Origin of the sequence: Streptomyces sp. NPDC091287, assembly GCF_044768525.1 — a bacterium.
Lineage (GTDB): Bacteria > Actinomycetota > Actinomycetes > Streptomycetales > Streptomycetaceae > Streptomyces.
In genome coordinates this window covers 328,504-353,886 of the sequence record NZ_JBIVUV010000007.1, presented here as the reverse complement: position 1 = coordinate 353,886, position 25,383 = coordinate 328,504, and the positions used below count along the sequence as shown (strand labels likewise).

22 protein-coding genes are annotated in these 25,383 nt (G+C 72.2%); 12 read left to right on the top strand and 10 right to left on the bottom strand.

The features are described from left to right. The first annotated feature begins 132 nt into the window (after window positions 1-132). A complete protein-coding gene (locus ACIQRW_RS14655) occupies window positions 133-2,583 on the top strand; it encodes a hypothetical protein (RefSeq protein WP_403759224.1) in 2,451 nt (816 codons plus the stop codon). Here ACIQRW_RS14655 and ACIQRW_RS14650 read toward each other — a convergent pair. From ACIQRW_RS14650 to ACIQRW_RS14615, 8 genes are all read right to left on the bottom strand, one after another. Next, complete coding sequence (locus ACIQRW_RS14650) at window positions 2,550-4,979, bottom strand: right-handed parallel beta-helix repeat-containing protein (protein ID WP_403759221.1); 2,430 nt, start codon at window positions 4,977-4,979, stop codon at window positions 2,550-2,552. The two genes, ACIQRW_RS14655 and ACIQRW_RS14650, sit on opposite strands and share 34 nt — an antisense overlap. Window positions 4,980-5,147: 168 nt before the next feature. Then, window positions 5,148-5,753 carry a hypothetical protein gene (locus ACIQRW_RS14645; RefSeq protein WP_403759218.1) on the bottom strand — a complete coding sequence of 202 codons (606 nt, stop codon included), beginning with the start codon at window positions 5,751-5,753 and terminating at the stop codon, window positions 5,148-5,150. A 45-nt stretch (window positions 5,754-5,798) separates the two neighbouring features. Further along, the gene (locus ACIQRW_RS14640) at window positions 5,799-6,392 is read right to left on the bottom strand and encodes an MOSC domain-containing protein (RefSeq protein ID WP_403759215.1); all 594 of its coding nucleotides are present in this window, start codon (window positions 6,390-6,392) and stop codon (window positions 5,799-5,801) included. Window positions 6,393-6,523: 131 nt separating this feature from the next. Beyond that, window positions 6,524-7,006: a DUF6643 family protein gene (locus tag ACIQRW_RS14635; protein ID WP_403759212.1), complete on the bottom strand. Its 483-nt coding sequence runs from the start codon at window positions 7,004-7,006 to the stop codon at window positions 6,524-6,526. A gap of 287 nt (window positions 7,007-7,293) precedes the next feature. Then, window positions 7,294-8,580: an MFS transporter gene (locus tag ACIQRW_RS14630; protein ID WP_403759455.1), complete on the bottom strand. Its 1,287-nt coding sequence runs from the start codon at window positions 8,578-8,580 to the stop codon at window positions 7,294-7,296. 107 nt (window positions 8,581-8,687) lie between these two features. Further along, on the bottom strand, window positions 8,688-9,203 hold the full coding sequence (locus tag ACIQRW_RS14625; RefSeq protein ID WP_403759209.1) for a hypothetical protein: 516 nt from the start codon (window positions 9,201-9,203) through the stop codon (window positions 8,688-8,690). A gap of 36 nt (window positions 9,204-9,239) precedes the next feature. Next, window positions 9,240-10,481 carry a hypothetical protein gene (locus tag ACIQRW_RS14620; protein WP_403759206.1) on the bottom strand — a complete coding sequence of 414 codons (1,242 nt, stop codon included), beginning with the start codon at window positions 10,479-10,481 and terminating at the stop codon, window positions 9,240-9,242. Between the two features lie 131 nt (window positions 10,482-10,612). Next, window positions 10,613-10,741 (bottom strand): hypothetical protein, encoded by a 129-nt coding sequence (locus ACIQRW_RS14615; RefSeq protein ID WP_403759203.1) that lies wholly within the window; start codon window positions 10,739-10,741, stop codon window positions 10,613-10,615. Between the two features lie 475 nt (window positions 10,742-11,216). Here ACIQRW_RS14615 and ACIQRW_RS14610 point away from each other — a divergent pair, with 475 nt between their 5' ends. From ACIQRW_RS14610 to ACIQRW_RS14585, 6 genes are all read left to right on the top strand, one after another. Next, window positions 11,217-11,612 (top strand): hypothetical protein, encoded by a 396-nt coding sequence (locus ACIQRW_RS14610; RefSeq protein WP_403759200.1) that lies wholly within the window; start codon window positions 11,217-11,219, stop codon window positions 11,610-11,612. Continuing rightward, window positions 11,612-13,111: a sensor histidine kinase gene (locus ACIQRW_RS14605; protein WP_403759197.1), complete on the top strand. Its 1,500-nt coding sequence runs from the start codon at window positions 11,612-11,614 to the stop codon at window positions 13,109-13,111. Before ACIQRW_RS14610 ends, ACIQRW_RS14605 begins: the two co-directional genes overlap by 1 nt. Next, window positions 13,041-13,700 (top strand): response regulator transcription factor, encoded by a 660-nt coding sequence (locus ACIQRW_RS14600; protein ID WP_403759452.1) that lies wholly within the window; start codon window positions 13,041-13,043, stop codon window positions 13,698-13,700. The genes ACIQRW_RS14605 and ACIQRW_RS14600 overlap by 71 nt, the downstream gene beginning before the upstream one ends. 376 nt (window positions 13,701-14,076) lie before the next feature. Further along, window positions 14,077-14,676 carry a carbonic anhydrase gene (locus ACIQRW_RS14595; RefSeq protein WP_403759194.1) on the top strand — a complete coding sequence of 200 codons (600 nt, stop codon included), beginning with the start codon at window positions 14,077-14,079 and terminating at the stop codon, window positions 14,674-14,676. Between the two features lie 81 nt (window positions 14,677-14,757). Beyond that, a complete protein-coding gene (locus ACIQRW_RS14590) occupies window positions 14,758-16,284 on the top strand; it encodes a SulP family inorganic anion transporter (protein WP_403759191.1) in 1,527 nt (508 codons plus the stop codon). A gap of 151 nt (window positions 16,285-16,435) precedes the next feature. Continuing rightward, window positions 16,436-17,812 (top strand): TerD family protein, encoded by a 1,377-nt coding sequence (locus tag ACIQRW_RS14585; RefSeq protein WP_403759188.1) that lies wholly within the window; start codon window positions 16,436-16,438, stop codon window positions 17,810-17,812. Window positions 17,813-17,855: 43 nt separating this feature from the next. Here the strand turns inward: ACIQRW_RS14585 and ACIQRW_RS14580 are convergent, their stop codons facing one another. Next, entirely contained in the window at window positions 17,856-19,037 is a 1,182-nt protein-coding gene (locus ACIQRW_RS14580; RefSeq protein WP_403759185.1) for a glycosyltransferase, read from the bottom strand. Between the two features lie 58 nt (window positions 19,038-19,095). Here ACIQRW_RS14580 and ACIQRW_RS14575 point away from each other — a divergent pair, with 58 nt between their 5' ends. From ACIQRW_RS14575 to ACIQRW_RS14560, 4 genes are all read left to right on the top strand, one after another. Next, a complete protein-coding gene (locus tag ACIQRW_RS14575; RefSeq protein WP_403759182.1) occupies window positions 19,096-19,881 on the top strand; it encodes a glutamate racemase in 786 nt (261 codons plus the stop codon). 107 nt (window positions 19,882-19,988) lie between these two features. Next, a complete protein-coding gene (locus ACIQRW_RS14570; protein WP_403759179.1) occupies window positions 19,989-20,552 on the top strand; it encodes a hypothetical protein in 564 nt (187 codons plus the stop codon). Between the two features lie 195 nt (window positions 20,553-20,747). After that, the gene (lnt, locus tag ACIQRW_RS14565; RefSeq protein WP_403759449.1) at window positions 20,748-22,346 is read left to right on the top strand and encodes an apolipoprotein N-acyltransferase; all 1,599 of its coding nucleotides are present in this window, start codon (window positions 20,748-20,750) and stop codon (window positions 22,344-22,346) included. Window positions 22,347-22,369: 23 nt separating this feature from the next. Beyond that, entirely contained in the window at window positions 22,370-22,852 is a 483-nt protein-coding gene (locus ACIQRW_RS14560) for an NUDIX hydrolase (RefSeq protein ID WP_403759176.1), read from the top strand. Between the two features lie 4 nt (window positions 22,853-22,856). On the opposite strand, the gene ACIQRW_RS14555 is transcribed toward ACIQRW_RS14560, so the two are convergent. Then, complete coding sequence (locus ACIQRW_RS14555; protein ID WP_403759173.1) at window positions 22,857-24,917, bottom strand: neutral/alkaline ceramidase; 2,061 nt, start codon at window positions 24,915-24,917, stop codon at window positions 22,857-22,859. Window positions 24,918-25,139: 222 nt separating this feature from the next. Here ACIQRW_RS14555 and ACIQRW_RS14550 point away from each other — a divergent pair, with 222 nt between their 5' ends. Continuing rightward, a complete protein-coding gene (locus tag ACIQRW_RS14550) occupies window positions 25,140-25,307 on the top strand; it encodes a hypothetical protein (RefSeq protein ID WP_003970887.1) in 168 nt (55 codons plus the stop codon). Window positions 25,308-25,383: the final 76 nt, after the last annotated feature.

Genomic DNA, 25,383 nt, shown 5'->3' with positions numbered 1-25,383 from the left:
CCGGAATCCTTGGGACTTCGCGACCGGCGGGACACCACGCCCGGAGCGCACGGCGTCCCGGCCCCGCACCATCCGCTCCTGAGCACGTCTCCGTCGGCCGCGAGGCCGACGCGCCCGAGAGAGAGTTCCCCCTTGGCTCCTGCCGCCCTGCCCCCGCCCCCGTCCCCGCCCTCCTCCCCGTCCGCGCAGCACACCGGGGCCGCACTGGAACTGCTCGTCCACGGCGTCGGCGGCGCCACCCCGCAGGAGATGCTGGGCGACCCCCGTACCGTCCGGGTCACCGGGGACGAGACCGCGGCCGTGTACCGGCGCACCGAGGACGCCCACGGCGAGAAGCACCCCGAGCGCTACCGGGACGAGCCCGTCGCCGAGGCGTACTGCTGGTCCGGCCTCACCTCCGGCAACGGCTCCCGCGCCCTGTGGCTGCTGCTCCTGCCGTTCATGGTGGTCAACCTCGCCCACTGGATGCGCCCCACCGCCACCGGCCGCACCCGCGCGGTCCGGCTGTACGGCGTGCTGGTGCGGCTCGTCGCGCTCAGCCTCACCGTGCTGCTCACGGCGGCCGCCTGCGAAGTCGCCCTGGACCTGCTGGCCTGGCAGTGCGCGGGCGCCGAGGCCTGCTCCGAACGCCGTTCCTGGCTCGGCTTCCTGTCGGCCCAGCAGGGTGGCTGGTGGTCGCAGCCCGGCCGCCGCCTCGCCCTGGCCGCCGTCGTGCCATCGGCCCTGGTGGGGCTCCTGTGGTACCTGTCCAACCGGACCTGGAGCGCGTACGAGTCCCAACGCCCCCTGGACCAAGGTGACATCGACGTCGACGCCCACGACCCCGAAGGGGTGCACGAGGCCCACGGTCCCGACGCACCCGACCCGGACACCGACGGGGCCCCGCGCCCGCCCGCCCCGATCCGCCCCGCGCTCGGCAGGCCCGGCTTCTGGTACGGCCGCCGCATCGTCGCCCGGCTCCGCGCCGCCCACACGGCGGCCGGGTTCCTGACCGTCGCCGCGGCCGTCGCCGGCGCCGCCGCCCGACACGACCGGAGCGCCGACGGCCCGGTGCCCCCGTTCCTCGGCGCGGCCGTCGAGGGCGGGATCGTCCTGTGCGCGCTCGTCGTCGTCCGGGTCGTCTGCAGCCGGGGCCGCAGCGAACGGACCCGCGACACCAAGCTGGACGCCGCCCTCATCACCTATCTGCCCGGCTCCGCGCTCGCCCTGCTCGCCCTCGCCGTCGTGTACGCCTCCTGGTCGCGCCCGGACTGGCAGTCCTCGGGCAGTCTGCCCGGCGAGACCGCCTTCCGGCTCCTCACCCTCGGCCAAGGCGTCCTCGTCGTCGCCCTCGCCCTGGTCGCCCAGGGTCTCCACCGGCGCACCCCCGAACCGCGCACCGTCCTGCACGGACTCGGCGGCCCCGCGGTCGCGATGCTCGCCTGCGCCCTCGGCGGAGTGATGACCGGCGGAGTGGCCCAGCGCGTCGCCGACTGGCTCGACGGCCCGGGGAGCCCGGGCATGGGCCACGGCACCGACATCGCCGGGCCCCCCGTCCTGCTGAGCTGGCAGGCCTCCGTCATCCCGGTGCTCCTGCTGCTCCTGCTCGTCCCGGTCCTGGTGCTGATCGTCCGCACCACGCGCACCGCCCGCCTGCTGGGCCCGCTCATCGAGGCGGAGTACGCCCCCGAACCCCCCGACGAGGGCCGTACCCGCCGCATCGCGCGGATCCGCGCGACCGCCGCCCTCACCGACTCGGCGCCCTGGATCGTCGGCGTGGTCTCCGGGGCCACCCTGCTGCTCGGGGCGGCCGCGATCGTCGGCTCCTGGCGCAGTGACGAGGTGCCGGGCCGGGCCGCCGACGGGAGCTGGCCGCTCATCGAATCATTCGCCGAGGCCGCGCAGTCGACCGGCTCCTGGCTGATCGGCTTCGGCTTCGTCCTGTTCGTCGCCGGTGGCCGCCGCGCCTACAAGGACGCCTCGGCCCGCCGCACCATCGGCATCCTCTGGGACGTGGGCACCTTCTGGCCGCGCGCCGCCCACCCCTTCGCACCCCCGTGCTACGCCGAGCGCGCGGTTCCCGACCTCGCCTCCCGGATGTCCGCCTGGACGACGACCACGCCCCGGGGCCGGCTCGTCATCTCGGGCCACTCACAGGGCAGCGTGCTCGCCGCGTCCGCCGTCTGGCAACTGCCCGACACGACCCGCCGCCGGGTCGCGCTGCTCACCTACGGCTCACCCCTGGAGCGGCTGTACGGGCGGTGGTTCCCGGCCTACTTCGGCCCCGAGCCGCTGCTCGGGCTGCACCGCTCGGTGCACTGCTGGCGCAATCTGTGGCGGGACACCGACCCGATCGGCGGCCCCGTCCGCATCTGCGCCGACCCCGACCCGGGCGTCGACCGGGGCCCCTTGAAGGACCCGCTGGCCTACGGGCGGACCACGAAGCTCCCGCTGCCCGAACCGATCCTCGGGCACTCCGACTACCAGGCCGACCCGGTCTTCGCCGAGGCGCGGGCCGATCTCCTGGCGGAGTTGGGCCCGCTCGTCCCCCGGCAGGCGGAGGCGGGCCTTCAGAAGGGCAGCTCGGGGAGATCCTCCGGGTAGAGCAGGGTCAGGTCGTCCGTGCTCGTCTCGGCGAGCTGGGCGACCCGGCCCGCGTGCCGCTCCACCATCGACTCGAAGGTCTGACGGGCGGTGCGGCCGTTGCCGAAGGCGGGGCCCTTGGGCAGCTCCGTGAAGTACTTCAGCAACGCCTCCCCGGTGCCCTCCGCCAGGCTGTACTCATGCTCCTCGGCCTGCTGCTCGACGATCCGCAGCAGCTCCTCGGGGAGGTAGTCATGGAAGGTGATGGTCCGCGAGAACCGCGAGGCCACCCCGGGGTTGACGGTGAGGAACCGCTCCATCTCGTGGGTGTAGCCCGCGACGATCACGACCACCGCGTCCCGGTGGTCCTCCATCAGCTTCACCAGCGTGTCGATGGCCTCACGCCCGAAGTCCCGGCCGGAGTCCTCGGGGGAGAGGGCGTACGCCTCGTCGACGAACAGCACGCCGCCGCGCGCCCGGTCGAACGCCTCCTGGGTCCGGATCGCCGTCGAGCCGATGTGCTCCCCGACCAGGTCCACCCGGGACACCTCGACCAGATGACCGCGCTCCAGCACCCCGAGCGAGGCCAGGATCTCCCCGTACAGCCGCGCGACCGTGGTCTTGCCCGTACCGGGGGAGCCGGTGAAGACGAGGTGCCGGCGGACGGACGCGGCCTTGAGCCCGGCCTCCTGGCGGCGGCGGCCCACCTCGATCATGTCGGTCAGCGCCCGCACCTCGCGCTTGACGCTGTCCAGGCCCACCAGCGCGTCCAGCTCACCGAGGACCGCCGAGGAGTCCCGAGCCGGCTCGGCCGGGGCGACCGGCTCCGGAGCGGGCTCGACGGCGCGCTGCCCCGGCAGTGCGCCCAGCAGACCGGGGGTCGCCTGGGTGGCCGTCAGCACCGCGGGCGGCGGGGCCGACGCCGTACGCAGACCGCTCTCGTCGCTCGTGCAGTTCTCGGCCACCGGCCCGGTCGCGGCGCCGTTGTCGCCCTCGGGGAATTCGTAACCGCCCCGGGCGCATCGCTCGGTGCGGCAGCGGGTGAGCGTGGTGCGGCAGCCGTCCATGATGTGGAAGCCGTAGCCCTCGCTGCCCGTCACCCGGCAGCTGTCGAAGGTGCCCCGGCCCTCGGCCGACACGTAGAACCCGGCCTCGGCCGGCGAGGTGACCGTGCAGCGCTCGATGGTGGGGTCCGCGCCCTTGGTGACGATGACCCCGGTCTGCGCCGCGTCGATGGTGCAGTTGTTCAGCGTGCCGCCGCTGCCGTGGTCGCGGAACCAGGCGCCCGTGGACGCCTCCCGGATCCGGCAGTCGTCCAGCTGGGCGGTCGCCCCGTCGCTCACGGAGACGGCGGTGTTGCGGATCTGGGTGAGGTCGCTGTCCACGACATCGGCGCGCGACCCCCGGTCGAGGACGAAGAGGGCGTCGGGCACGTCGTGCACCCGGCAGGCGTCCAGTATCACCGTCGCGCCGTCGCTGACCCAGACCGCCGGGTAGTCGCCCGTACTGTCGTGGATCTCGCACTGGTTGGCGTCGACCCGGGTCCCCGGGTCCCAGACCGAGAGCCCGTTGCGGCCGAAGCGGCGGACGGTGGAGCGGGTCAGCGTGAGCACCGAACGCGACCGCAGGTCGACGGCGTTCTCCGGGATGTCGTGGATGTCGCAGTCGGCGAGGGTGAGCACCGCGTCCGTGTCCAGCGTGACGCCGTCCGCGGAGGTGCGGTGCACGGTGCAGTCGGTCAGGTGGGCCGAGGCACGGGCGGTGACCTGGATGCCGCTGCCCTTGATCTCGTACACCTCGCAGCCGAACGCCTCCAGGCCGCTGCCCTCGCCGGTGACGCCGATCCCCGCCCCGGACGCGTGGTGGATCCGGCAGCGGTCCAGGCGCGGATGCCCCCCGTCGCGGACCGAGACCCCGGACTGGCCCGCGGAGACGATCTCGCACTCCTCGAACACGCCGCCCGCACCGTCCAGCACGGCGATGCCGACCCCGGCCGGATTGTCGACCGTGCAGCGTCGCACGGTGGGCCGGGCCGCGCCGCGCACCTCGATGCCCGCGGCGGACCGCGTCACGATCCGCAGGTCCGTCAGCTCCGCCGTGCCGTCCTCGACCAGCAGCGCCGGGGCCGCCGAGTCCTGGCCCTCGATATGGAGGTCCTGGATGACCGCGGAGGCGCGCACGGTCAGCGGTACGCCGTCGACCGGCGCGATCCGCACGGAACCGACCGAACCCTCGGGGCCGCGCAGCGTCACCGCGCGATGGACGACGAGGTTCTCCCGATAGGTCCCGGGCGCGACGGTGAGGACGTCGCCGTCGGCTGCCGCCTCCAGGGCCGCGGAGAGGGAGGCGTACTCGCCCGTGCGGCGGCGCCATCGCGATGTGCCGGTGTGCGTCACCTGGACCGTGCCCTGTGCCATGGCGTTGCTCTGCCCCCACCTCGTGCTGTGCGATGCCTCGGGTCCGTCCGTCGCCGGGGAGGCGGACGGGGTCGGACCACCGTAGCGCGCGTGAGGGGCGGGAGTTGACGAGTCCGCCCCGCGGAGCGATGTCTCCCCCCGTCCGCTCCCGGCCGGGGGAGGCCGTGGTCAGCCGCCCTTTCCGGCCCTGCCCCAGTCCGGACCGGCCGCGGCCCACTCCCGGTCCAGCCGTGCGTACCGCCGCCGCACCATGCGTCGCACGGTCAGCCGGCGGCCCGCCTCGACGCACGCGGCGGCGAGCAGGAACGTGCCGATGCCGCCCAGCACCGCGTGGGTCCGGGCGGTGCGCCCGTCCATCGGCGGCGGCACCGGGTGGCCCGCTGCGTCCGTCCAGATCCGCACCGGGGACCCCGGGCCGCCCGGCCGTGACTCGGTGGCCACCTTTCCGGTGCGCGGACTGCCGTCCGGGGCCTCCCAGGACGCCACCACCCAGGTGCGCGCGGCCCGTTCGACGCCGCCCTCGGGATCACCGGTGAACCGTTCCCGCCCCGCCGGGCCCACCACGACCGCGTCGACCGGGTGACGCTCCTCGTGCTGGGCCCGCACCGACCGCTGGAGGGCGGCGTCGGCCACCGTCCCGCCCGCCCAGCCCGCGGCCGGGGCGCCGACCACGAGGAGCAGCAGCGCCCCGAGCGCCACCCAGGCCTCGCGGCGGTCGGTGGCACGGCGCAGCGGACTGCCCCGCCCGCGCAGCAGTGCCCACAGCACCCACACGCCCGTCCCCCCTGCCCCTTCTGTCGATCGGGTCGATCTGTCCGTCTATCCGTCGTGGAGGTCGAGGATCCGGACGGGGTCCCCGACCCTGATCACTCCCGTCCCCTCGGGAACCAGATTCTGGCCGAAGACCAACTGCCTGCCGAACCGCCGGTGGCGGGCCAGCGTGAGCAGCGGTTCCCTGCCCCGCTCGGCGGTGCGCTGGTCGGTCGTCGTGGTCACACAGCGGCCGCAGGGCTTGGCCACCGTGAAGGCGACCTCGCCGATGGCGATCCGCCGGACCTCCGTGCCGAGGACCGCGCTCAGCCAGTCATGGGCGTCGCCCGGCGCCTCCTCCACCACCACGGTGTCCCGGTGCAGCTCCACGGTGATCATGCGTCCGGGGTCCGGCCCCTCGACGCGCTGGGGCGGAAAGCCCGGCGCGGACAGGAGCACGCCGCCGCCCGGCAGCGGCGCGGCCGAGATCCGTGCCATGGACGGCTGCTGACGCTGTGTGACGGCCCTGGCCGCCTTGTCGACCAGCATCCAGCGGCGGTCGCCGTCGAGTCCCCATGGCTCGACGGCGACCAGGTCGCAGGCGCGGGCGGCAAGCGACTTCACCGGATAGACGTGGGCCGAACGGAGCACGGGAAAGCTCATGCGCCCATCCTGCCAGCAACCTCTGACCCCGTACGCGTGGATTCTCGGGCACCAACTGACACCCAAATGCCTTGGATGCGGCTGCTACCCGGTGCGTCCCCCGGCGCACCTCGTCGCACGGAGTCGCGGGTTCAGTACCCCCGGCTCTGGTACGGACGGTTGTACGGGTCCTCGTACGGCGACTGCGCCGGCGCGGGCCGCGGCGAGGCCGGGCGCATCGACTCGTACCCGGTGGCGGGGGCGGGCCGAGGCTGCTGAGGCTGCTGCGGATAACCGCGGACCGCCGAGGGCTGCTGCGGGATGTACGGCGCGGGCGCGTGCTGCAGCTGGGCGGGCTGCATCGGCGCGTGCTGCGCCGGAGCCTGCTGGTACTGCGGCATCGGCTGCTGCTGCGGGTAGCCGTAACCGGTCTGCTGCGACGGGGCCGCGGGCAGGGCGGGCAGCGCCGACGGCAGGGCCGGCAGGTAGCTGTTGCCGGTGTCATAGGCGGCCGGAACCCGGATGGGGGCGATCTGAGGGGTTCCCCGCTCCGCGACCAAGGAGTCGTAGATCGGAGTGTCGGGGAACGACGCGGCGTAGTAGCCGCCGCCGAAGGTGGAGCGGGGGGACGTCATGCCACCTAAGTTAAGCCCACGATGTGCTGTATGGGGAGCCCCAATCTTTGGGTTATCCGTTTTACGCTGGTTCTGTGCGGCCGGCCCGCCAAAGCATCGTTAAAGATTTCGTTAACAGGAGGGACCTTTCCGCTGGTGGGCGAGGGCTTCGGCCCCGCGCTCCCGACCGTGAAGGGGAACGGCGTCGAAGCATCCGGGAGGCAAGCGAATAGCGTTTGGCCAAAGCGCGATGCGCACGGTTCGACGTCACGGAGATCGTCCGCCGGCCCGAAAGGCCCTGCCTTCCCTCAGCCCTCGTAAGGCTTTTGGCACTGCCCCCACCCGCCCGGCCCGGTGGTACCGGCCGTGCGCGGTGCGCGGCGAGGGGACCGGCCGGCCACCGGCAGCACCACCAGGGCTGCCAGCCCACCCATCAGGGCCAGTGCCGGGTAGTCGTCCCACGCGACGACCAGGCCGGACGCCAGGCTTCCGGCCGCTCCGGCGGCCGCGAGCCCCACGTCCACCAGCCCCTGGGTCGTGGCGCGCCGGTCCGGGGGCAGGGCGTCCGTGACGATCGCGGTGCCGCTGATCAGCCCGAAGTTCCAGCCCAGGCCGAGGAGTACGAGAGCGGCGCCGAGCGCGGGCGTCGAGCCCGCGGGTGACAGGGCGGCCAGTGCCCCTGCCGCCAGCAGCAGCGGTCCGGACGCGCGGGCCACCCATCGTCTGCCGATCCGATCGACGAGCAGCCCGGTGAGCGGGGAGGGCAGGAACATCGCTCCGACGTGCAGGGAGATCACGAGCCCCGCGGCCTGGGCGCTATGACCGTGCGCCAGCATGTGCACCGGCGTCATCGTCATGATCCCGATCATCACGACCTGGGCCAGGACCATCACGGTGGTGCCGACGGCGATGTCGTGACGCCCGGCGGGCGCCGCGGCCCCGGCGCGGGGCCCGTCCGTACCCGCGTCACCCTCCTCGCCGGCGTCCGCGCCCTCGTCCGGGCCGCCCGCCGCCCGGACGGCCAGCTCCTGGGCGAGCCGGAGCGGATCGGGCCGCAGCAGGCAGGCGAGGACGACCGCGGTGGCGGCGAACGCCGCGGCCGCCAGCAGGAAGGGCCCGGCGAGACGCGGCACGCCCCAGGCGTGCGCGACCTCACCCGCCGGCGTCACCAGCATGGGCCCGGTCACCGCGCCCAGGGTGGTGGCGAAGAGCACCGCGCTCACGGCCCGGCCGCGGCGGGCGGGGGAGGCCAGGTCCGCGCCGGCGTAGCGCGCCATGAGGCCGGTCGCCGTACCCATCCCGTACACCACGAGGGCCGGGAAGAGCAGCGCCACGCTGCCGGTGGCGGCGGCCACCACGACACCGACGCTGCCGAGCGCCCCGGTCGCGTAGCCCAGCGCCAGTCCGGGGCGCCGGCCCCAGCGGGTGCAGAGCCGGCCGATGCCGAGCGCGCCGAGTGCGGCCCCCGCGGTGAAGAGCGCGCTCGGTACTCCCGCGAGGCCGGTGGAGCCGAGCATCTCCTCGGCGAGCAGGGCCCCGACGGTTATCCCCGCGGTGAGACCGGCACCACTCATGATCTGGGCCAGTACCAGCACGGCCAGAATGCGCCGCTGTTCCGGAATCTCACCCGTGGCAACCGGATGTCTGCTGCGAGTCGACAAGGGAGAGCTCCCGATCGTCATGCGGGCGAGGAGATTTTCACTCAGGCAACGGCCATCGGTTTCAGCTCCGCGATGTCCGTGAGGGAAATGCCCAGCCGCTCGTGGAGGAACCGGACCATGGTCCAGTGCGGCAGCGCGCCTTCGTCGAACGGACCGAATTCCTGGCAGTAGAGGGGGATCCAGCGCAATGCCTCCTCCAATGCCTGTTCGCGTCCCGGCTCTTCCTGGTAGTCCTCGTAGGCGATGCTGCGGTGGTTGATGAAAAACCGCCCGGGGAGCCGTTCTTCGCACAGCGCGCGATATTCACGGGTCTGCAGGATGAGGTAGTGCCATATCTCGTCGATGTCCTGTTCGACGGGCAGGAAAAGCCCGGCGAGCCGGTCCCGGTGCCGGGAGACGAGGTAGAGGTACCGCAGACATTCGGTGACCTGACGTTCCACGAAGTCCTGGGGTGTGTCCGGCGCCTTGTCGCAGAAATACCGTGTTACCTCGGTGTGCAGCGCGTCCCCGAGAAGACGCTTCAGGTCGTCGGCGGAGAGTGTCTGTCCGCTGGTCATGGCACTCCGTTTTCTGAGGGGGGAGGTGGCGCTGCGTCAGGTGCCGGCGCTGACGAGCCAGGCGTACTTGCCGGAGCGCCCGATGGGAATATGGGTGCGGTGTTCGATCCGGCAGTTCCGTCCGGTCAGTTCGACGACGCCCTGCCGCAACGCGGCGGCCTCCGTGGCCCTGAGGGGTTCGTCGGTGAACGTCGTGTACGACAGGGTGGCGTCGGCGTCGCCTTGGAGGTGCAGTTGATGCAGGAAGATCCGGGGGGAGGCATCCGCGATATGCCGGTCGAGGTCGCCCTGGGCGACCGGGCCGTTCGGTGTGCTCAGCAATTCCTTCTGACGGCCGCAGAATTGGGTGATCGCCGCGGGGTCCGGCGAGCCGTCCAGGGTGCGCACACAATCGCCCGACCGGTAGCGGACGAGCGGCATGTAGGGATTGCGCACACTGGTGACGATGAGCTGGTGGATCGCGCTTCCGGCGGCCACCGGTAGGAGCTCGACGCTCATCCCGGCCAGGTGGGGCCAGTACCGGCCCGTCCGGTCGCTGTAGTAGAGGTAGCCCAACTCCGTACTGCCGAACAGGTCGATGACCGGGCAGGCGAAGTGCTGGTGCAGGAACCGCCGTACGTTCACCGGGGTGTACTCGTAGGCGGTGATGACGCTGGCCGGCGCGGGGAACGCGTCCAGCAGGCCCCAGGCCTCCGCCTTTCGCACCAGGTGCGCCAAGTGGTAGCCGGAGCAGTCGAGGTGGTACCGGCCCTGTGGGTGTGTGCTCCGTGCCAGGTCGATCTCGCGGAGCATCCGCAGTACGTCCTTGCGGACCCACTGCGCCGGATCCAGCCGCAGGTTGAGGTAGCAGGTGCGCTCATCGAGCCAGCGGTCGGCCAGGATCGGTACTCCCTTGTGCTCCACGCCGCGTCGGGCGGCGTTGACCCGCGCCACGTGTTCCGTCGCGAGCACCGTGGTGAGGGAGACCCGGCGGCAGCCCGACTCCCACGTCTCGCCGATGTCGGGGTGGCTTTGCCACAACTCGTAGTAGGAGCGGAGCAGGAAGTACGGAGGCCGGATGATCTGCATCCGGGCGTGGTTGGTGCCCGTGGACAGGACGAACTCCGCCTCGCCGGTCTCCAGCGCCGCCGCCAGCCGCGGCGTCATCCAGTTGTCGGGGAACCCGCGGGCGATCTCCGGCTTGTCGAGCAGCGGGAAGTGGCCCTTCGCCAGGGACTCCTGATAGATCGGTATGTCGCGAATATGCTCGATGACATCGCTGGTCGGCTGGCCCTTCATTAATTCCTTCTCATGTTTCGCATAGCTGAAGAAAATATGGGCTATGAGGGAGACGGAGTCGGGACGCCCGGGAACATGCTGTGGTGGGGGAGAAATCTCTCACAGAGCTGATCCCGGGCGTCCCCGTTCGATCAGGAGATACAGCCGGCCTTCGGTGCGGCGCTGATGCACCCGTTCTTCGCGGCCTGCTGGGCCGAGTTGGCGGCGAGCCAATTCTGCCAGACGTTGTCCTGGGCCATCTTCTTGATCAGGTGTTCCATGAGGTCCTCCGATGATAGTGCGGAAGGTACTCCCTGAGCCGGGCCGCCGGTGAATGGATTTCTCCTCGGCCTGCCCGCTGAATGTAAAAGCGTGGTTGAGCAACTGTCAATGAATGGCAATGTCGAGCCATGGGGAAGCAGTCCCATTCAGGACCGGTTTGGCGTGATTCCGCTCTGTGGGTGTCGCGTTGGCGCCGGCTCGGCTCGCGGCTCGCGAACCCGGCCGCATCATCCGCAGAGCGCCTGATGGAAGCGGGTCGCCCGGCTTGGCTCGGGGGACGCCGACGCGGTGACGGACGGGGCAACGGCCACCGAAGATGAGAATGTTTTCCTCATGTCCGTCCCCGGGGCCCCGCGAAGGCAGACTGGCCCGATGCTGTGGCGTGGGGCGGGGTCGGTATTGGCAGGATGTGGAGCAGGGGCACTGGTGTTACTGGTCGTATGGATATGGCCCGGGCAGAATGTGCCGCCCTCCATGGGGCCCGTGGTCGTCGTGCCCTTCCTGGACGGCCCGACCCCTCCGGTCACCGCACCGACCGGCCCCGGCCGTCCCGCCGTGTCGCCGACACCGTCCCCCGCCCCGTCCGGCACCTGCCCGGGCGGCCGGCCCGTATCGCCCCCGCCGCCGCCCCAGTCCGACGACAAGAGCACCGACTCCCCTGAGCTCCCCGGAGGAGGCGGGGTGGAGGGGGCGTCACGGACCACCGGTGACGACGAGAAGGCCTCGCGTGTTCCCAGGGGCGACGGGGGCGACGTGGGCGACACAGACGCTGTGGGCGACGAGAAGGACGAAGAGGACGAGCCCGACGACGGGAACGAGGAAGCGTCACACGGCAATCGGGGGGATGCGGACGACGAGTGGGACGACTGATGCTCAGGCGCTCGACCAGCGCCCGGTCCCGGATCGTCGGCTGGATGCTCATGCTTCTCAGCGCGGCCCTGGCCGTGCCCACCTTCGGGATCACGATCGTCTGGCAGGCGGAGCTCGACCGGCAGGTCGACGCGCAACTCCTGTCCGAGGCCGACAAGCTACGCGCGTTCGCCCGCACCTCGCGCGACCCGTACAGCGGTGAGCGCTTCACCACGGGTGCCTCGCTGCTGACGGCGTTCATGGCGGTCCACCGGCCCGAGCACAACGCAGCCTTCTTCAGCGTCGTGAACGGACGGGCCGACCGGCGCAGCCCCGGCCCCGTTCCGGTCCGTCTGGACCGGGACCCGGAGGTCGTGGCCCTGATGGCGCGGACGGCAGACACCCGTATCCGGTCGCTCGACTCCCCGGCCGGCACGGTTCGCTACGGTGTCGTCCCGGTACAGATGGCGGGCGACCACATCGACACCCGGCTCGTCCTGGTCACCTTCCGGGACCGGGAACTGCGGCAGGAACGCCACATGGCACGGCTGCTGCTGGCATCGGGAAGCTTCGCCCTGGTGGTCGCCGGACTGGCCAGCTGGCTGGTCGCGGGCCGGGTGCTGGCTCCGATCCGGCTGGTCAGGCAGACCGCCGAGCGGATCAGCGAGACAGACCTGACCCAGCGGCTACCGGTGCGGGGCAACGACGACGTGGCGGAACTGGCCGAGACGTTCAACCACATGCTCGACCGGCTGTCGGGCGCCTTCACCGCGCAACGCCAGTTCCTGGACGAGGTGGCGCACGAACTGCGGACCCCCATCACGGTCCTGCGCGGACATCTGGAGCTGATGGACGAGGACCCCGACAGCCGGCGCGGCCAGACCCGTTCCCTGCTCTTCGACGAACTCGACCGGATGCGGCGGATCGTGGAGGACCTGCTGCTCCTGGCCCGGGCCGAGCGCCCCGACTTCCTCACCCTCGGCCAGACCAGTCTGACCGACCTGGTGGTCGACACGGCAGCCAAGGCCCAGGCGCTGGGGCCCAGGCACTGGACGGTGGCCGAGGTCGCCGACGTCAGCGTGCACCTGGACGAGCAGCGGGTCACCCAGGCCCTGATGCAGCTCGCAGCCAACGCGGTCAGCCACACCGGGGAAGGGGACGCCATCGAGATCGGCTCACGCCTCTGGCGCGGCAGGGTACTGCTGTGGGTCGCGGACACCGGGCCCGGAGTGGCCCCGGAGGACCGCGAACGGATCTTCCAGCGCTTCCATCAGGGGGGCACCGCAGCTCCAGCCCGGGCCGCCCCCGGCATCGGACTCGGTCTCGCGCTGGTCCGCGAGATAGCCCAGGCACACGACGGTGTCGCCCACGTCGAGGAGGCGCCCGGGGGCGGCGCGAGATTCGTCATCGACCTTCCCGCACTGCAGCCCACGACGGAAGGAACCCATGGTGAGCAGGATCTTGATAGCCGAGGACGAGGCAAGAATCGCCGCCTTCGTCGAAAAAGGCCTGCGCCGTAGCGGGTACGTCACCCGCGTCGTCACCGACGGCGTCTCCGCCTACGAGCACGCCCGCGGCCGGGACTTCGACCTGCTGATCCTCGACCTCGGACTGCCCGGCGACGACGGGCTGACGGTGCTGCGCAAGCTGCGGAAGGCGCGCATCTCCCTGCCCGTCGTCATCCTCACCGCGCGCGACAGCGTGAGCGACATCGTGGCAGGACTGGAGAGCGGCGCCGACGACTACATGGTCAAACCCTTCGCCTTCGACGAGTTACTGGCCCGCGTACGACTGCGCCTGCGCCGAGAGGAGCCGGCGGAGAACTTTCTGCTGCGGGTGGGCGATCTGATCCTCGATCTCCGCACCCGTCGGGCCCAGGTGGGCGAGCGCGTCTCCGACCTGTCCGCCCGTGAGTTCGCCCTCGCCGAGATCCTCATGCGCAACCCCGACCAGGTGCTGTCCCGGGAGCAACTTCTCAGCCAGGTATGGGGGTTCGACTACGACCCCGGTTCGAACATCGTCGACGTCTACATCCGCTATCTGCGGCGCAAGATCGGCGCCGACCGGGTCCAGACCGTGCGGGGCGTCGGCTACCGGCTCCGGGCCTGACCACCGGGGCGGGCGGCCTTCGCCCGGCGGCGGACGCACCCCCGCACCCCGCCGGACCCATGAGAACAGTCTCACCGCTGTCTCACCGCCACCTCATCGCCCGCCCCGAGACTCCTCGTTACGGGTCATCGGTGACGCGAGGCCCGTGAGCGGCGCAGACGGTCGCCGCGGCCCCGCCCGGGAACAGGGCGCCGCCGCCACACCGGAGCAGCAGACACGGAGGCGAACCCCCCGCCTGCCCTGCGACGCGAGCACCCGCACCTGATCCCCCGTGGTACCCGGGCCACCCGTGTGCCACGAAGGCCCGGTTGTGGGCGGGGTGAGAGCCCGCCCCGCGTGAAGAGCCACACGCCACTTCCGTATGGAGGACACTCCTGTGCGACAACTCATCGACCACGCCCGCACTTTCCGCTCGCGCTGCGGTGGAGCGGGCCGTGATCTCCAGAGCTTCGAGGGCGGCCAGAAGCCCTCCGCCATGTTCATCACCTGCTCCGACTCCCGGGTGGTCCCCACCCTGCTGACCGACTCCGGCCCCGGCGAGCTCTTCGAGATGCGCACGGCCGGAAACATCGTCCCGCCCTACGATCCGGACGCGCCCACCAGCGAGATGGCGACGATCGAGTACGCCGTCTGCGTGCTGGAGGTGTCCGACATCATCCTCTGCGGGCACTCCCACTGCGGCGCCGTCGGAGCCCTGGCCAGGGGCGACGATCTGCGGACCCTGCCGGCGGTACGCGGCTGGCTCGGCAGATGTGCCCCGACGGCCGGTCCTCAGGACCCCGACGGGTTCGGCCCCGACTGCGAACAGCCCGTACAGCGCCATGCGGTGGCGCAACTGGACGCGTTGCGCGACTACCCGTGCGTGAGCCGCGCCGTGCGCGAGGGCCGGCTCGGGCTGCACGCCTGGTACTACGAGGTCCACACCGGCGCCGTGCAGGCCCACCGGCCCTCCACCGGAACCTTCTCCTCCCTGTGACAGCGACCCACCGGTGAACACGCGGGCCGCTCCCGCCGCCACCTGCTGTCTCCCCCCACTCCTCTAGGAGCTGAAGCTCTCATGTCGTCTCCACAACTCCGGTTACGCCCGGACGCACTGTCCCGCGACTTCCTCGCCTCGATCGTGGTGTTCCTCGTCGCCGTGCCCCTGTGCGTCGGCATCGCGGTCGCCTCCGGTGTCCCCGCCGAACTGGGCCTGGTCACCGGCATCGTCGGCGGGCTGATCGCCGGCGCGATGCCGGGCAGCTCGCTCCAGGTCAGCGGCCCGGCCGCCGGGCTCACCGTCCTGGTGTACGAGGCCGTCACCACCCACGGCATCGCGGCGCTCGGCCTCCTCGTCCTGTCCACGGGGCTCCTCCAGGTCGGACTCGGCCTCGTCGGCTTCGGCCGGTGGTTCCGCGCCATATCGACCGCCGTCGTCCACGGCATGCTCGCCGGCATCGGCCTCGTCCTGATCGGCAGCCAGCTCTACGCCATGGCCGGGGCCGACGCCCCGGGGAACGGTCTCGACAACCTGGCCGGACTGCCGGAACTGTTCACGCAGATCACGGGAGCCGCGGCGATCTCCTCCACCGCGATCGGCGCCGGCACCATCGTCGTACTGATCCTCTGGAAGCGGCTTCCCGGACGCCTGCCCCAGGTGCTCCCCGGGCCGCTGGTGGCCGTGGGGCTGGCCACCGCGGCGGTGGCGGTGTTCGACCTGCCCGTCGCTCCCATCAAGGTGCAGGGGCTGATCGACTCACTGCGGCTGACGAGCCTGGACGACTTCGGCCTCCTGGCCGACGTCAGTCTCCTGGGCGTCATCCTCGCCTTCACGCTCATCGCCTCGGCCGAATCCCTCTTCAGCGCCGCCGCCGTGGACCGGATGCACGACGGCCCGCGCACGCAGTACAACAAGGAACTCATCGCCCAGGGGACGGGCAACACCATCTGCGGCCTCGTCGGCGCGCTGCCCATGACCGCCGTCATCGTGCGCAGTGCAGCCAACGTGCAGGCAGGTGCGCTCACCAAGGCCTCCCGGATCATGCACGGAGCGTGGCTGCTGCTGTTCGCGGCCCTGTTCCCCGCCGTACTCGGTCTGATCCCCGTGGCCGCCCTCGCCGGGATCCTCGTCCACGCGGGCGCGAAGCTCATCCCCGTCGCGACCTTCCGACCGCTCTGGCGTGAACACCGGGGCGAGGCCGTGGTCCTGGTGGTGACCGCGCTGGCGATCGTTCTCACGGACATGTTCATGGGCGTGCTGCTCGGCATCGGACTGGCCGTGATCAAGACGGCCTGGGAGACCTCCGCCGTCCGCCTCGACATCGACGAGCAGGACGACCGCACCACGGTCTCCCTCAGCGGCAGTGCCACCTTCCTGCGCCTGCCGCTGATCCTCGACACCCTGGAGGCCCTGCCGAAGGACCGGCCGGTGGAGCTCGACCTCTCGCGGCTCCGCCACCTGGACCACGCCTGCCGCACCGCCCTGGAGGCGTGGACCACGCACAGCGGCGCCGTCCAGGGCCCCGAAGCGACGACGGACGACACACCGCGCGAGGCCGCCCTCGCGGGCGCCGCTCCGGACGGTGAAGGCCCTCCGCGCACCTAGCGCGGACCGCCGGGACCCACGGGCGTGTCCGGCGGACCTCGACCGGGTCCGCCGGACACGCTCTCGTCCGCCACGGTCCCGGCGCCCGGAGGCTTTCCCGCCACAGGCCGTTAGGTTGTGGGGGGAAAGCCTGCGGGCAGCCGGATTCGTGATGGGGGCGAGCATGACCATGCAAAAGGGAAGCAACGTCGCGGTGCCGGCCGGCACCGTGCGCGTCGAACTGGGCCGGCACGCCGCAGCGGGCACCCCGGACGTCGACGCCTCCGCTCTCCTGCTGGTGGCGGGCAAGGTCCGCAGCGACGCGGACTTCGTCTTCTACAACCAGCCGGCCCACGCGTCCGGCGCGGTCCGGCACGAGGGCAAGCGGGCCGCTCCCGACCACGTCACCGACACCCTCGTCGTCGACTTCGGCAAGGTCGAGCCCGCGATCGACCGGATCGTCGTCGCCGCCTCGGCGGACGGCGGGACCTTCGGCCGGGTGAGCGGACTGTATGTGCGGGTCACCGACGCGGCGAGCGGCGCGGAGCTGGCCCGCTTCGACAGTACGGACGCCACGGTCGAGACCGCCTTCATCCTCGGCGAGCTGTACCTGCGACAGGGCGCCTGGAAGTTCCGCGCGGTCGGACAGGGCTACAGCACCGGCCTCGAAGGCCTGGCGACGGACTTCGGCATCTCCGTGGACGAACCGCAACAGGCCGCCCCGCCCGCCCCGCCCGTCCAGCAGACCCCGTCGGCCCCCGTCACCCCGTCGCAACCTCGCCCCGCCGTCCCGGCCCCCGCCCCGGCCCCCGCCCCGGCCCCCGTCCCGGCCCCCGCCCCGGTCGCACCGCCCGCGGCCCCCGTCCCGCCGGCGCCCCCCGCGCCCGCCGCCCCGCCGGCCGCGACGCCCGTACGGCTGACGAAGGTCACGCTGACGAAGAGCGCGCCGTCCGTCTCGCTCGCCAAACAGGGCGGCACCTCCGGCGCGCTGCGCGTCAACCTCAACTGGGAAGTGCGCAAACAGTTCAAGAGCTGGGGAGCCAAGCTCGGCCGGGCCGTCGCCATGCACGCCGATCTCGATCTCGACCTCTGCGCACTGTACGAACTCGCCGACGGCCGGAAGGGGGTCGTGCAGTCGCTCGGGAACGCGTTCGGCTCACTGAACAGGCCGCCCTTCATCCATCTCGACGGCGACGACCGCACCGGCGCCCTCTCCAGCGGCGAGAACATGACCATCAACCTCGACCACAAGGACCTGCTGCGGCGCGTACTGATCTTCGTCACCATCTACGAAGGCGCCCGGAGCTTCGCCGATCTCCACGCCACGGTCACCCTCCAGCCGCAGAACGGCGCGGCCATCGACTTCTCCCTCGACGAGTGCACCGTCCCCTCCACCGTCTGCGCCCTGGCACTGATCACCAACAACGGCGGCGACCTCACCGTGCAGCGCGAGGCCCGCTACCTGGTCCCGGACCGGGGTATGAGCCCGCAGCGCACCATCGACGCCGCCTACGGCTGGGGCATGAACTGGACGCCCGGCCGCAAGTGACCCGCCGCGCCCGCCCGGACCGGCCGCACCCCCCTCCGCGGCGTCACCGGTCGGGCGCGGCCTCCGGGCGCGCGTAGGTGCGGCCCTTCCAGGCCGCGCCCCGCCCCCGGTAGTGCTGGACCGCCGAGTCCACCGTCATCAGCAGATACAGCACCGCCGTCAGCGGCAGCAGCGGCCCCAGCCACAGCGACTGACGGTAGTAGGCCAGCATCGGCAGATACGTCGCCGTCATCACCGCCCACGCCGCGCCGCCCGCCCAGGCCGCCGCCCCGTCACCCGTCAGCAGCCCCACCGCCAGCGTCACGGGCGGCGCCACATAGACGAGCAGCAGCCCCGGGACCGTCCCCGCCAGCAGCAGCGGACTGTGCCGCAGCTGGGCGTACGCGCTGCGCGCGACCATCCGCCACAGATCCGCCAGCCGCGGATACGGCCGCACGCTGTCCACCCGGTCCGCGAGCCCCAGCCAGATCCGGCCGCCGCTGCGCCGCACCTCCCGCGCCAGCGACACGTCGTCGATCACCGCCTGCCGGATCGAGTCCGGAATCCGCGCCCGCTCGGCGGCCTCGGTGCGCAGCAGGACGCAGCCCCCCGCGGCCGCCGCCGTCCGTGACCGGGCCCGGTTCACCCGGCGGAACGGGTAGAGCTGCCCGAAGAAGTAGACGAACGCCGGCACCACCAGACGTTCCCAGACGCTCTCCACCCGCAGCCGCGCCATCTGCGACACCAGGTCGAAGCCACCCTCGCCCCCGGGGCCGGCCGCGGCCACCAGATCGCGCAGACTGTCCGGCTCGTGCGCGATGTCCGCGTCGGTCAGCAGCAGGAAGTCCGGCTTGTCCCGCCGGGCCACCGCGATCCCGTGCCGCAGGGCCCAGAGCTTGCCCGTCCAGCCCTGCTCCGGCTCCCCGGGCGTCACGACGGTCAGCGGGAACCCGCCGTACCGGGCGGCCAGCTCCCGGGCCACCCGCCCGGTGCCGTCGCTGCTGCAGTCGTCGACGAGGGTGATCCGGACGTCCCCCGGATAGTCCTGGACCAGTAGCGACGGCAGGCTCACCGGCAGCATCTCCGCCTCGTCGCGGGCCGGCACCACCACCGCCACCGACGGCCAGCGCGCCGGGTCGGTGCGCCGGGGGAGCCGCTGGTCCGTCCGCCAGTAGAAGCCCTGCCCCAGCAGCAGCCACACCCACGCGATCAGCGAACCCACGGCGATCCAGGCAACGGCGCTCATCCGCCGAAGTCTGCCCCACTGAGCCCGGTCCGCAAGGGCTGTCGGCTAGGGTGACCGGGTGAAGATCGCGCTCATGGACTCCGGAATCGGCCTGCTGGCGGCAGCGGCCGCAGTGCGCCGCCTGCGGCCCGACGCCGAACTCGTCCTCTCCTCGGACCCCGGCTCCATGCCCTGGGGCCCCCGCACCCCCGAGGACATCACCGCGCTCGCCCTGGACGTCGCCCGCGCCGCCGCGGCCCACCGGCCGGACGCGCTGATCGTCGCCTGCAACACCGCCTCCGTCCACGCCCTGCCGGCGCTCCGCGCCGAACTGGAGCCCGCGCTGCCGGTCATCGGCACGGTCCCCGCGATCAAGCCGGCCGCGGCGGGCGGCGGCTCCGTCGCCATCTGGGCCACCCCGGCCACCACCGGCAGCCCCTATCAGCGCGGGCTGATCGGTGACTTCGGCGGGACCGCGGCAGTCACCGAGGTCCCGTGCCCCGGGCTCGCCGACGCCTTGGAGCACGGCGACGAGGCCGCGATCGACCGGGCCGTAGCGGCCGCCGCCGCCCTCACCCCGCCCGACGTCCGGGCCGTCGTCCTCGGCTGCACCCACTACGAGCTGGTCGCGGCCCGGATCCGCGACGCCGTGCAGCGGCCCGGCCGCCCGCCGCTCGCCCTGCACGGGTCCGCCGGAGCGGTCGCCGCCCAGGCACTGCGCCGGATCGGAGCGGACCCCGCCCCGGCGGCCGAGCCCTCCGCCAAGCTCACCGTGCTCCAGGCCGGCCGCCCCGCCGCCCTCCCGCAGGCCGCCCTGACCTACGCCGAGGGCCGGATGCTGGCCGCAGCGGTGCCCGCCCGCTGACCGATCCGCCGGGGAGCCGCCGCCGGATCGGGACCGGCGGGACCGGGTAGCCCGATCGGCCCCCGCGGCCCCGGCCGGGAACCCGGAACGCGGCTACGCTGCTGAATATGACGGACCTCCCCGAGAGTGCGACGCACGGGTCGAGCCAGGCGCCGCCCACGGAGTGGAACGGCCGCGCCACCAACCGTATCCAGTGGCTGCTGGCCCTCGCGGGCGCGGGCTGTGTGGCCCTCGGCATCGAGCTGGCCGTCGACGGCGCCTGGACCTCGGGCATCGCCCCGCTGCTCATGTCGGTGGTCGGCTGCCTCGCCGCCGGACTGCTGATCCTCTTCGGAACGCTCGCCTTCGTCCACGTGTCCGTCAAGGTCGACGGGGACAGCCTGGAGGTGCGCTGCGGCCACGCAGGCCTGCCGCGCCGCCGGATCCTGCTCAGCCATGTGACGGGCGCGGAATTCGTCCCCCGGATCAACCCGCGCCACTGGGGCGGCTGGGGCTACCGCTGGCGCCCCGAGCAGGGCACCGCGGTCGTGGTCCGCAAGGGCGAGGGCATGGCCCTGCGTCTCGGCGACGGCCGCACCTTCACCGTCACGGTCGACGACGCGGAGGCGGCCGTACGGTTCATCCGGCAACGCCTGCACCTGCCGGCCTCCGGAAACCGACCGGGCGACTGACCGGACCACCGGCCGAGCCGCGCCGGCCACCGTCCCGGGGAGCGACCGGGCCGCGCCGGCCGCCGTCCCGGTGACCGACCGGGCCGCCCACCGCCGGCCGAGAGGCACTTCGGAGCCGCCCGCGTCCCGGCCCCACGCAGGTCAACGCCGCCGCTCACAGCCGCCCACCGTAGACTCCGCCGGGTGAGCGCCACCATGACTCCCGTCGACGACCCGCCGCCCGCCACAGCCTCTCCGGCCGCCGGACTGCTGCCGCGGCTCCTCCGCCCGGCCGCCGCCGTGCTCTCCGGGCTGCTGCTCTACGCGAGCTTCCCGCCCCGGCCCCTGTGGTGGCTCGTACTGCCCGGATTCGCCCTGCTGGGATGGGTGCTGCACGGGCGCCGACTCAGGTCCGCCTTCGGCCTCGGTCTCCTCTCGGGCCTCGGTTTCATGCTTCCGCTGCTGCGCTGGACCGGTGAGGACGTCGGCCCGGTGCCGTGGCTGGCCCTGGCCGCCGCGGAGGCGCTCTTCATCGCGGTGGGGTGCCTCGGCATCGCCGCGGTCACCCGGCTCGCGTACTGGCCCGTGTGGGCGGCCGCGGTCTGGACGCTGGACGAGGCGGTCCGCGCCCGGATCCCGTTCAACGGCTTCCCCTGGGGCAAGATCGCCTTCGGCCAGTCCGAGAGCGTCTTCCTGCCGCTCGCCGCGCTCGGCGGCACCCCGCTGCTCTCCTTCGCCGTCGTCCTGTGCGGCTTCGGGCTCTACGAGGCCGTGCGACAGCTCGTCGCGTACCGCAGGACGGGAAGGGTCCCGCGTGCCGCCGTCGTCGGCGCCGCCGTGAGCGTCCTCGTGCCGGTCGCCGGAGCCCTCGCCGCGCTGCCCCTGGTCGACGACTCGGCGGAGAACGGCACGGCCACCGTCGCCGCGATCCAGGGCAACGTGCCGCGCCTGGGCCTCGACTTCAACTCCCAGCGCCGCGCTGTCCTCGACAACCACGCCCGGCGCACCGCGCAGCTGGCCGAGGACGTGAAGGCGGGCAAGGAGAAGCAGCCCGACTTCGTGCTGTGGCCGGAGAACTCCTCCGACCTCGACCCCTACCTCAACGCGGACGCCCGCCAGGTCATCGACGACGCCGTCAAGGCGATCGGCGCCCCCACGGTCGTCGGCTCGGTGGTCGAGAAGGGCTCCGACAGCCTCCGCAACACCCTGATCGAGTGGGACCCGGAACAGGGCCCCGTCGACACGTACGACAAGCGGCACATCCAGCCGTTCGGTGAGTACATGCCGATGCGCACCGTCGCCCGCTTCTTCAGTGAGGACGTCGACCGGGTGCAGCGCGAGTTCGTCCCCGGCACCGAGGTCGGCGTCTTCGACCTCGCGGGGACGAAGGTGGGGCTCGTGACCTGTTACGAGGCAGCCTTCGACGACGCCGTACGCGACACGGTCACCCACGGCGGCCAGATGATCGCCGTGCCGAGCAACAACGCGACGTTCGGCCGCAGCGAGATGACCTACCAGCAGCTGGCCATGTCCCAGGTGCGGGCCGTCGAGCACGGTCGGGCCGTCGTCGTCCCCGTCACCAGCGGGGTCAGCGCGGTGATCCGCCCGGACGGCACGATCGTCGAGAAGAGCGGGATGTTCACCCCCGACGCCCTCGTCGACGAGGTCCCGCTGCGCTCCTCGCTCACCCCCGCCACCCGGATGGGCCCCCTGCCCGAGGGTGTCATCGCGCTGCTGGCCCTGGCGGGCCTGGGCTGGGTGAGCGTCTCGGCGTTCCGGGCCCGCCGGAGCCGGGGGCCGGGAAGTAGCACCTGACCCGGCCACGTAGGCTCGGATCCATGGCTACTCCCGACTTCATCCGTGACATCCGCGCCACCGCCGGGCACCAGCTGCTCCTGCTGCCCGGGGTGACAGCCATCGTCCTCGACGACGAGGACCGTGTGCTGCTCGGGCGGCGCGCGGACACCGGTAAGTGGTCGGTCATCGGCGGGATCTGCGAACCGGGCGAGGAGCCGGCGGCGACGGCGGAGCGCGAGGTGCTGGAGGAGACCGGCGTGCACTGTGTGGCCGAGCGGGTGGTGCTCACGCAGGCGCTGGATCCCGTGCAGTACGCGAACGGTGACATCTGCCAGTACCTCGACGTCACCTTCCGCTGCCGGGCGACCGGCGGTGAGGCGCGGGTCAACGACGACGAGTCGCTGGAGGTGGGCTGGTTCCCGCTGGACGGGCTCCCGCCGCTCGGCGAGTTCGCCCTGTTCCGGATCAAGCAGGCCCTCACCGAGGGCCCCGCCTGGTTCCAGCCCACCCCGCGCACTCCGTAACCTTCTAGTTCACCGTGAAGGACCCCGTCGCCCCGCTGAACGGCGTGATCTTCCCGAGCAGGCTCCTGGCGTCCCCGTGGTGGACGATCCGGTACGTGCCGGGTGCCGTGTCCGCCGCGATGTCCCAGGTGATCGTGGCCTTCGAGGTGCCGGTCAGACCGTTCAGCCGCGTCCAGCGGTAGGTGGTCTCCCAGTCGCCGTCGTCCAGCACGCGCTGCCATGTGCCGTTCTCCAGCCGCTGCACCTCAAGGAAGGTGGAGCCCCGGCGGACGTTGTTCTTCGGGTGTCCGGTGGCGAACTCGACGGTCGCGGTGGAGCCGCGCGCATACGAGGTCTCCGGGGCCTTGAGGACGCCACCGAACGCCTTGCCGGCGGGCGGGTTGTCGTACACGACCCCCGTCTGGAAGGTGAACTGCCGGCCCGACTCGTCAGGAGGCGTCGCGCCCCGCTCCAGGGTGGTGCCCTCGCGCAGGGAGTCCGCGATCCGGGCGTACTCCTGCTGGTAGGCGGGCAGGGTGTAGCGGCCGTACAGCGTGGAGCCGCCCTCGTAGTTCTGGGTGTCGTACTCCTCCGGCGTCGTCACGTACTGGCTGTAGGCGTTGGCGTACCCCTGGAGCAGGACGCGGTCCAGCGGGACGCCCAGCCGCTCGGCCACCGTACGGCGTACGCGGAGGCCGGAGGTGATCGTGAACTCGCCCGGGGCGGCCACCAGGTGCAGCTCGCCGATCTTCATGATCTGGAGCGGGAGGCGCTTCGGGGTGACCGGGTGGACGTTGCTCAGCAGCCCGGTGGGGATCAGGCTCGCCTTGGGGTACTGGCAGGTCGCGAGCCAGGACGGGGTGTCGATGCGCAACGCGTCGATGATGCCCGCGACCGGGGTGCGGGTGCCCTCCTCGAAGCCGGGGATCGCGGGACCGTCCTCGACGCTGCCCGCGAGCGTGGACGCGCCCACGACGGCGGGGCAGGTGCGGTGCTCCTCGCCGTCCGGGGTGTACTCCGGGCGTACGGTGACGTTCTCCATGTCGACGTAGGCGAGCCGGGAGTCGACCCCTCCGGAGACGGGCCGTGTGTCGTCGTAGATCTCGCGGGCCTTGTCGAGCTGGCGCTCGCCGATGACGCGCGTGTTCTCGAACTCGTCCTCGGTGGGCCCGGATCCCGGCTTCAGGTTGAGGTTCGGCGACATGTCGCCGGCGTTGGTGTTGGGGAAGGCCGCGACGAACCCGGGGGTGTCGTCGAGGTAGCGCACGCCCTCGTGGTCGTGCTCCCAGGCGTAGGCGGCGTAGCCCTTGTTGTCGGGGCTGATGAGCGTGTTCTTGTTGGTGATCGAGGTGTTGTGGGTGGCGAACCAGCTGATCGCGCCCGCGTCCCTGTCGCCCTGCTTGAAGCGCAGGACGGTCATCGCCGGGTCGATCGCGTCCGGGAACGCCGCCCGGTCGGCCGCCGGGTTGCGGTCGAAGGCCTCGCGGGAGCGGTTGACGCTGGCGTCGGTGAGGGTTCCCGTGCCCAGGCTCATCGCGCCGGGCTTCAGGTCGTCGTGGGCCTTGGCGACGGAGTCCGATATGCCGTCGACGATCGCCCTGTAGGTCTCCTTCTGGAAGCCGAGGACGGAGAGGTTGTAGGCGACGTGGTGGGAGTAGCCGCCGGGCCCCGAGTGGGTGTGGGTGGCCGACAGCAGGACGTTCTCCTCGTCGTACAGGTCTCCGTAACGCTCCTTCAGACGGGCGATGACCCCCTGCTGGACGGACTGGAAGATCATCGCGAGGTCGGCGTTGACGTACACCACGCGCTTGCCGCTCGACCGGTCGACGACGACGAAGGCGCGCGACCGCTGCCGCTGATGGATGCCCGACGTCTTCTGGTCGAAGCTGGAGTAGCCCATCATCCCGGTTTCGGCGGCCTCGCCCGTGACGTCGGAGATGCCTCGCCCGACGAGGTAGTCCCCTCCGCCGGCGGTGTTCGACGCCGACGCGGGGGAGGGGGCGCCGAGGGTGACCGTGCCGAGGACGGCGGCGAGTACCGCGACGGGGAGCCTGCGCCGGGAGCGGCGGGCGGTGGGGGGTGGCATGGAACCTCCTGGGGCGGGAGACGGGGATGCCCGGGCCCGGTCGGCGGCTCGCCGATGTGGAGGGGCCGGGGCAGTGCCCCGACCGTAGAGGAGTGTGACCTGCGTCGCATAGATGCCTACCGGCCAGTAAAGCCGTGCGTCCGTGCCTGCTCGTTGACATGGGCATGCCGCATTGTTCTACTGAGTGACGGATCAATTGGCCAGTACGGGAGGAGGATATTCATGCAGGCAGTCGAAGAAAAGGTCCAGGGCGGAACGGACCGGAACGCCGATGATGTATTCGATCTGGTGATCGGCGATCTGGAACAAGAAATTCCGCCGCTCGCTTCACCGACGAACTCGGGCAGCGGCACGGCCTGTGGTTCGTGCGCGAGCATCTACTGCTGTTGACGCGCGCCGGGTGGTGTCGCCACGTCGGCGCCACCCGGGTGCGCCGCCCCTCCCCTCCCCGTGACGAGCCGAAGGG

Excerpts from the sequence above, each read along its gene's own strand:
- ACIQRW_RS14650 (WP_403759221.1), bottom strand. The coding sequence starts at position 4,979 with ATGGCACAGGGCACGGTCCAGGTGACGCACACCGGCACATCGCGATGG.
- ACIQRW_RS14640 (WP_403759215.1), bottom strand. The coding sequence starts at position 6,392 with ATGAGCTTTCCCGTGCTCCGTTCGGCCCACGTCTATCCGGTGAAGTCG.
- ACIQRW_RS14635 (WP_403759212.1), bottom strand. The coding sequence starts at position 7,006 with ATGACGTCCCCCCGCTCCACCTTCGGCGGCGGCTACTACGCCGCGTCG.
- ACIQRW_RS14625 (WP_403759209.1), bottom strand. The coding sequence starts at position 9,203 with ATGACCAGCGGACAGACACTCTCCGCCGACGACCTGAAGCGTCTTCTC.
- ACIQRW_RS14620 (WP_403759206.1), bottom strand. The coding sequence starts at position 10,481 with ATGAAGGGCCAGCCGACCAGCGATGTCATCGAGCATATTCGCGACATA.
- ACIQRW_RS14615 (WP_403759203.1), bottom strand. The coding sequence starts at position 10,741 with ATGGAACACCTGATCAAGAAGATGGCCCAGGACAACGTCTGGCAGAAT.
- ACIQRW_RS14610 (WP_403759200.1), top strand. The coding sequence starts at position 11,217 with ATGGGGCCCGTGGTCGTCGTGCCCTTCCTGGACGGCCCGACCCCTCCG.
- ACIQRW_RS14605 (WP_403759197.1), top strand. The coding sequence starts at position 11,612 with ATGCTCAGGCGCTCGACCAGCGCCCGGTCCCGGATCGTCGGCTGGATG.
- ACIQRW_RS14590 (WP_403759191.1), top strand. The coding sequence starts at position 14,758 with ATGTCGTCTCCACAACTCCGGTTACGCCCGGACGCACTGTCCCGCGAC.
- ACIQRW_RS14585 (WP_403759188.1), top strand. The coding sequence starts at position 16,436 with ATGGGGGCGAGCATGACCATGCAAAAGGGAAGCAACGTCGCGGTGCCG.
- ACIQRW_RS14580 (WP_403759185.1), bottom strand. The coding sequence starts at position 19,037 with ATGAGCGCCGTTGCCTGGATCGCCGTGGGTTCGCTGATCGCGTGGGTG.
- ACIQRW_RS14570 (WP_403759179.1), top strand. The coding sequence starts at position 19,989 with ATGACGGACCTCCCCGAGAGTGCGACGCACGGGTCGAGCCAGGCGCCG.
- lnt (WP_403759449.1), top strand. The coding sequence starts at position 20,748 with ATGACTCCCGTCGACGACCCGCCGCCCGCCACAGCCTCTCCGGCCGCC.
- ACIQRW_RS14560 (WP_403759176.1), top strand. The coding sequence starts at position 22,370 with ATGGCTACTCCCGACTTCATCCGTGACATCCGCGCCACCGCCGGGCAC.
- ACIQRW_RS14555 (WP_403759173.1), bottom strand. The coding sequence starts at position 24,917 with ATGCCACCCCCCACCGCCCGCCGCTCCCGGCGCAGGCTCCCCGTCGCG.
- ACIQRW_RS14550 (WP_003970887.1), top strand. The coding sequence starts at position 25,140 with ATGCAGGCAGTCGAAGAAAAGGTCCAGGGCGGAACGGACCGGAACGCC.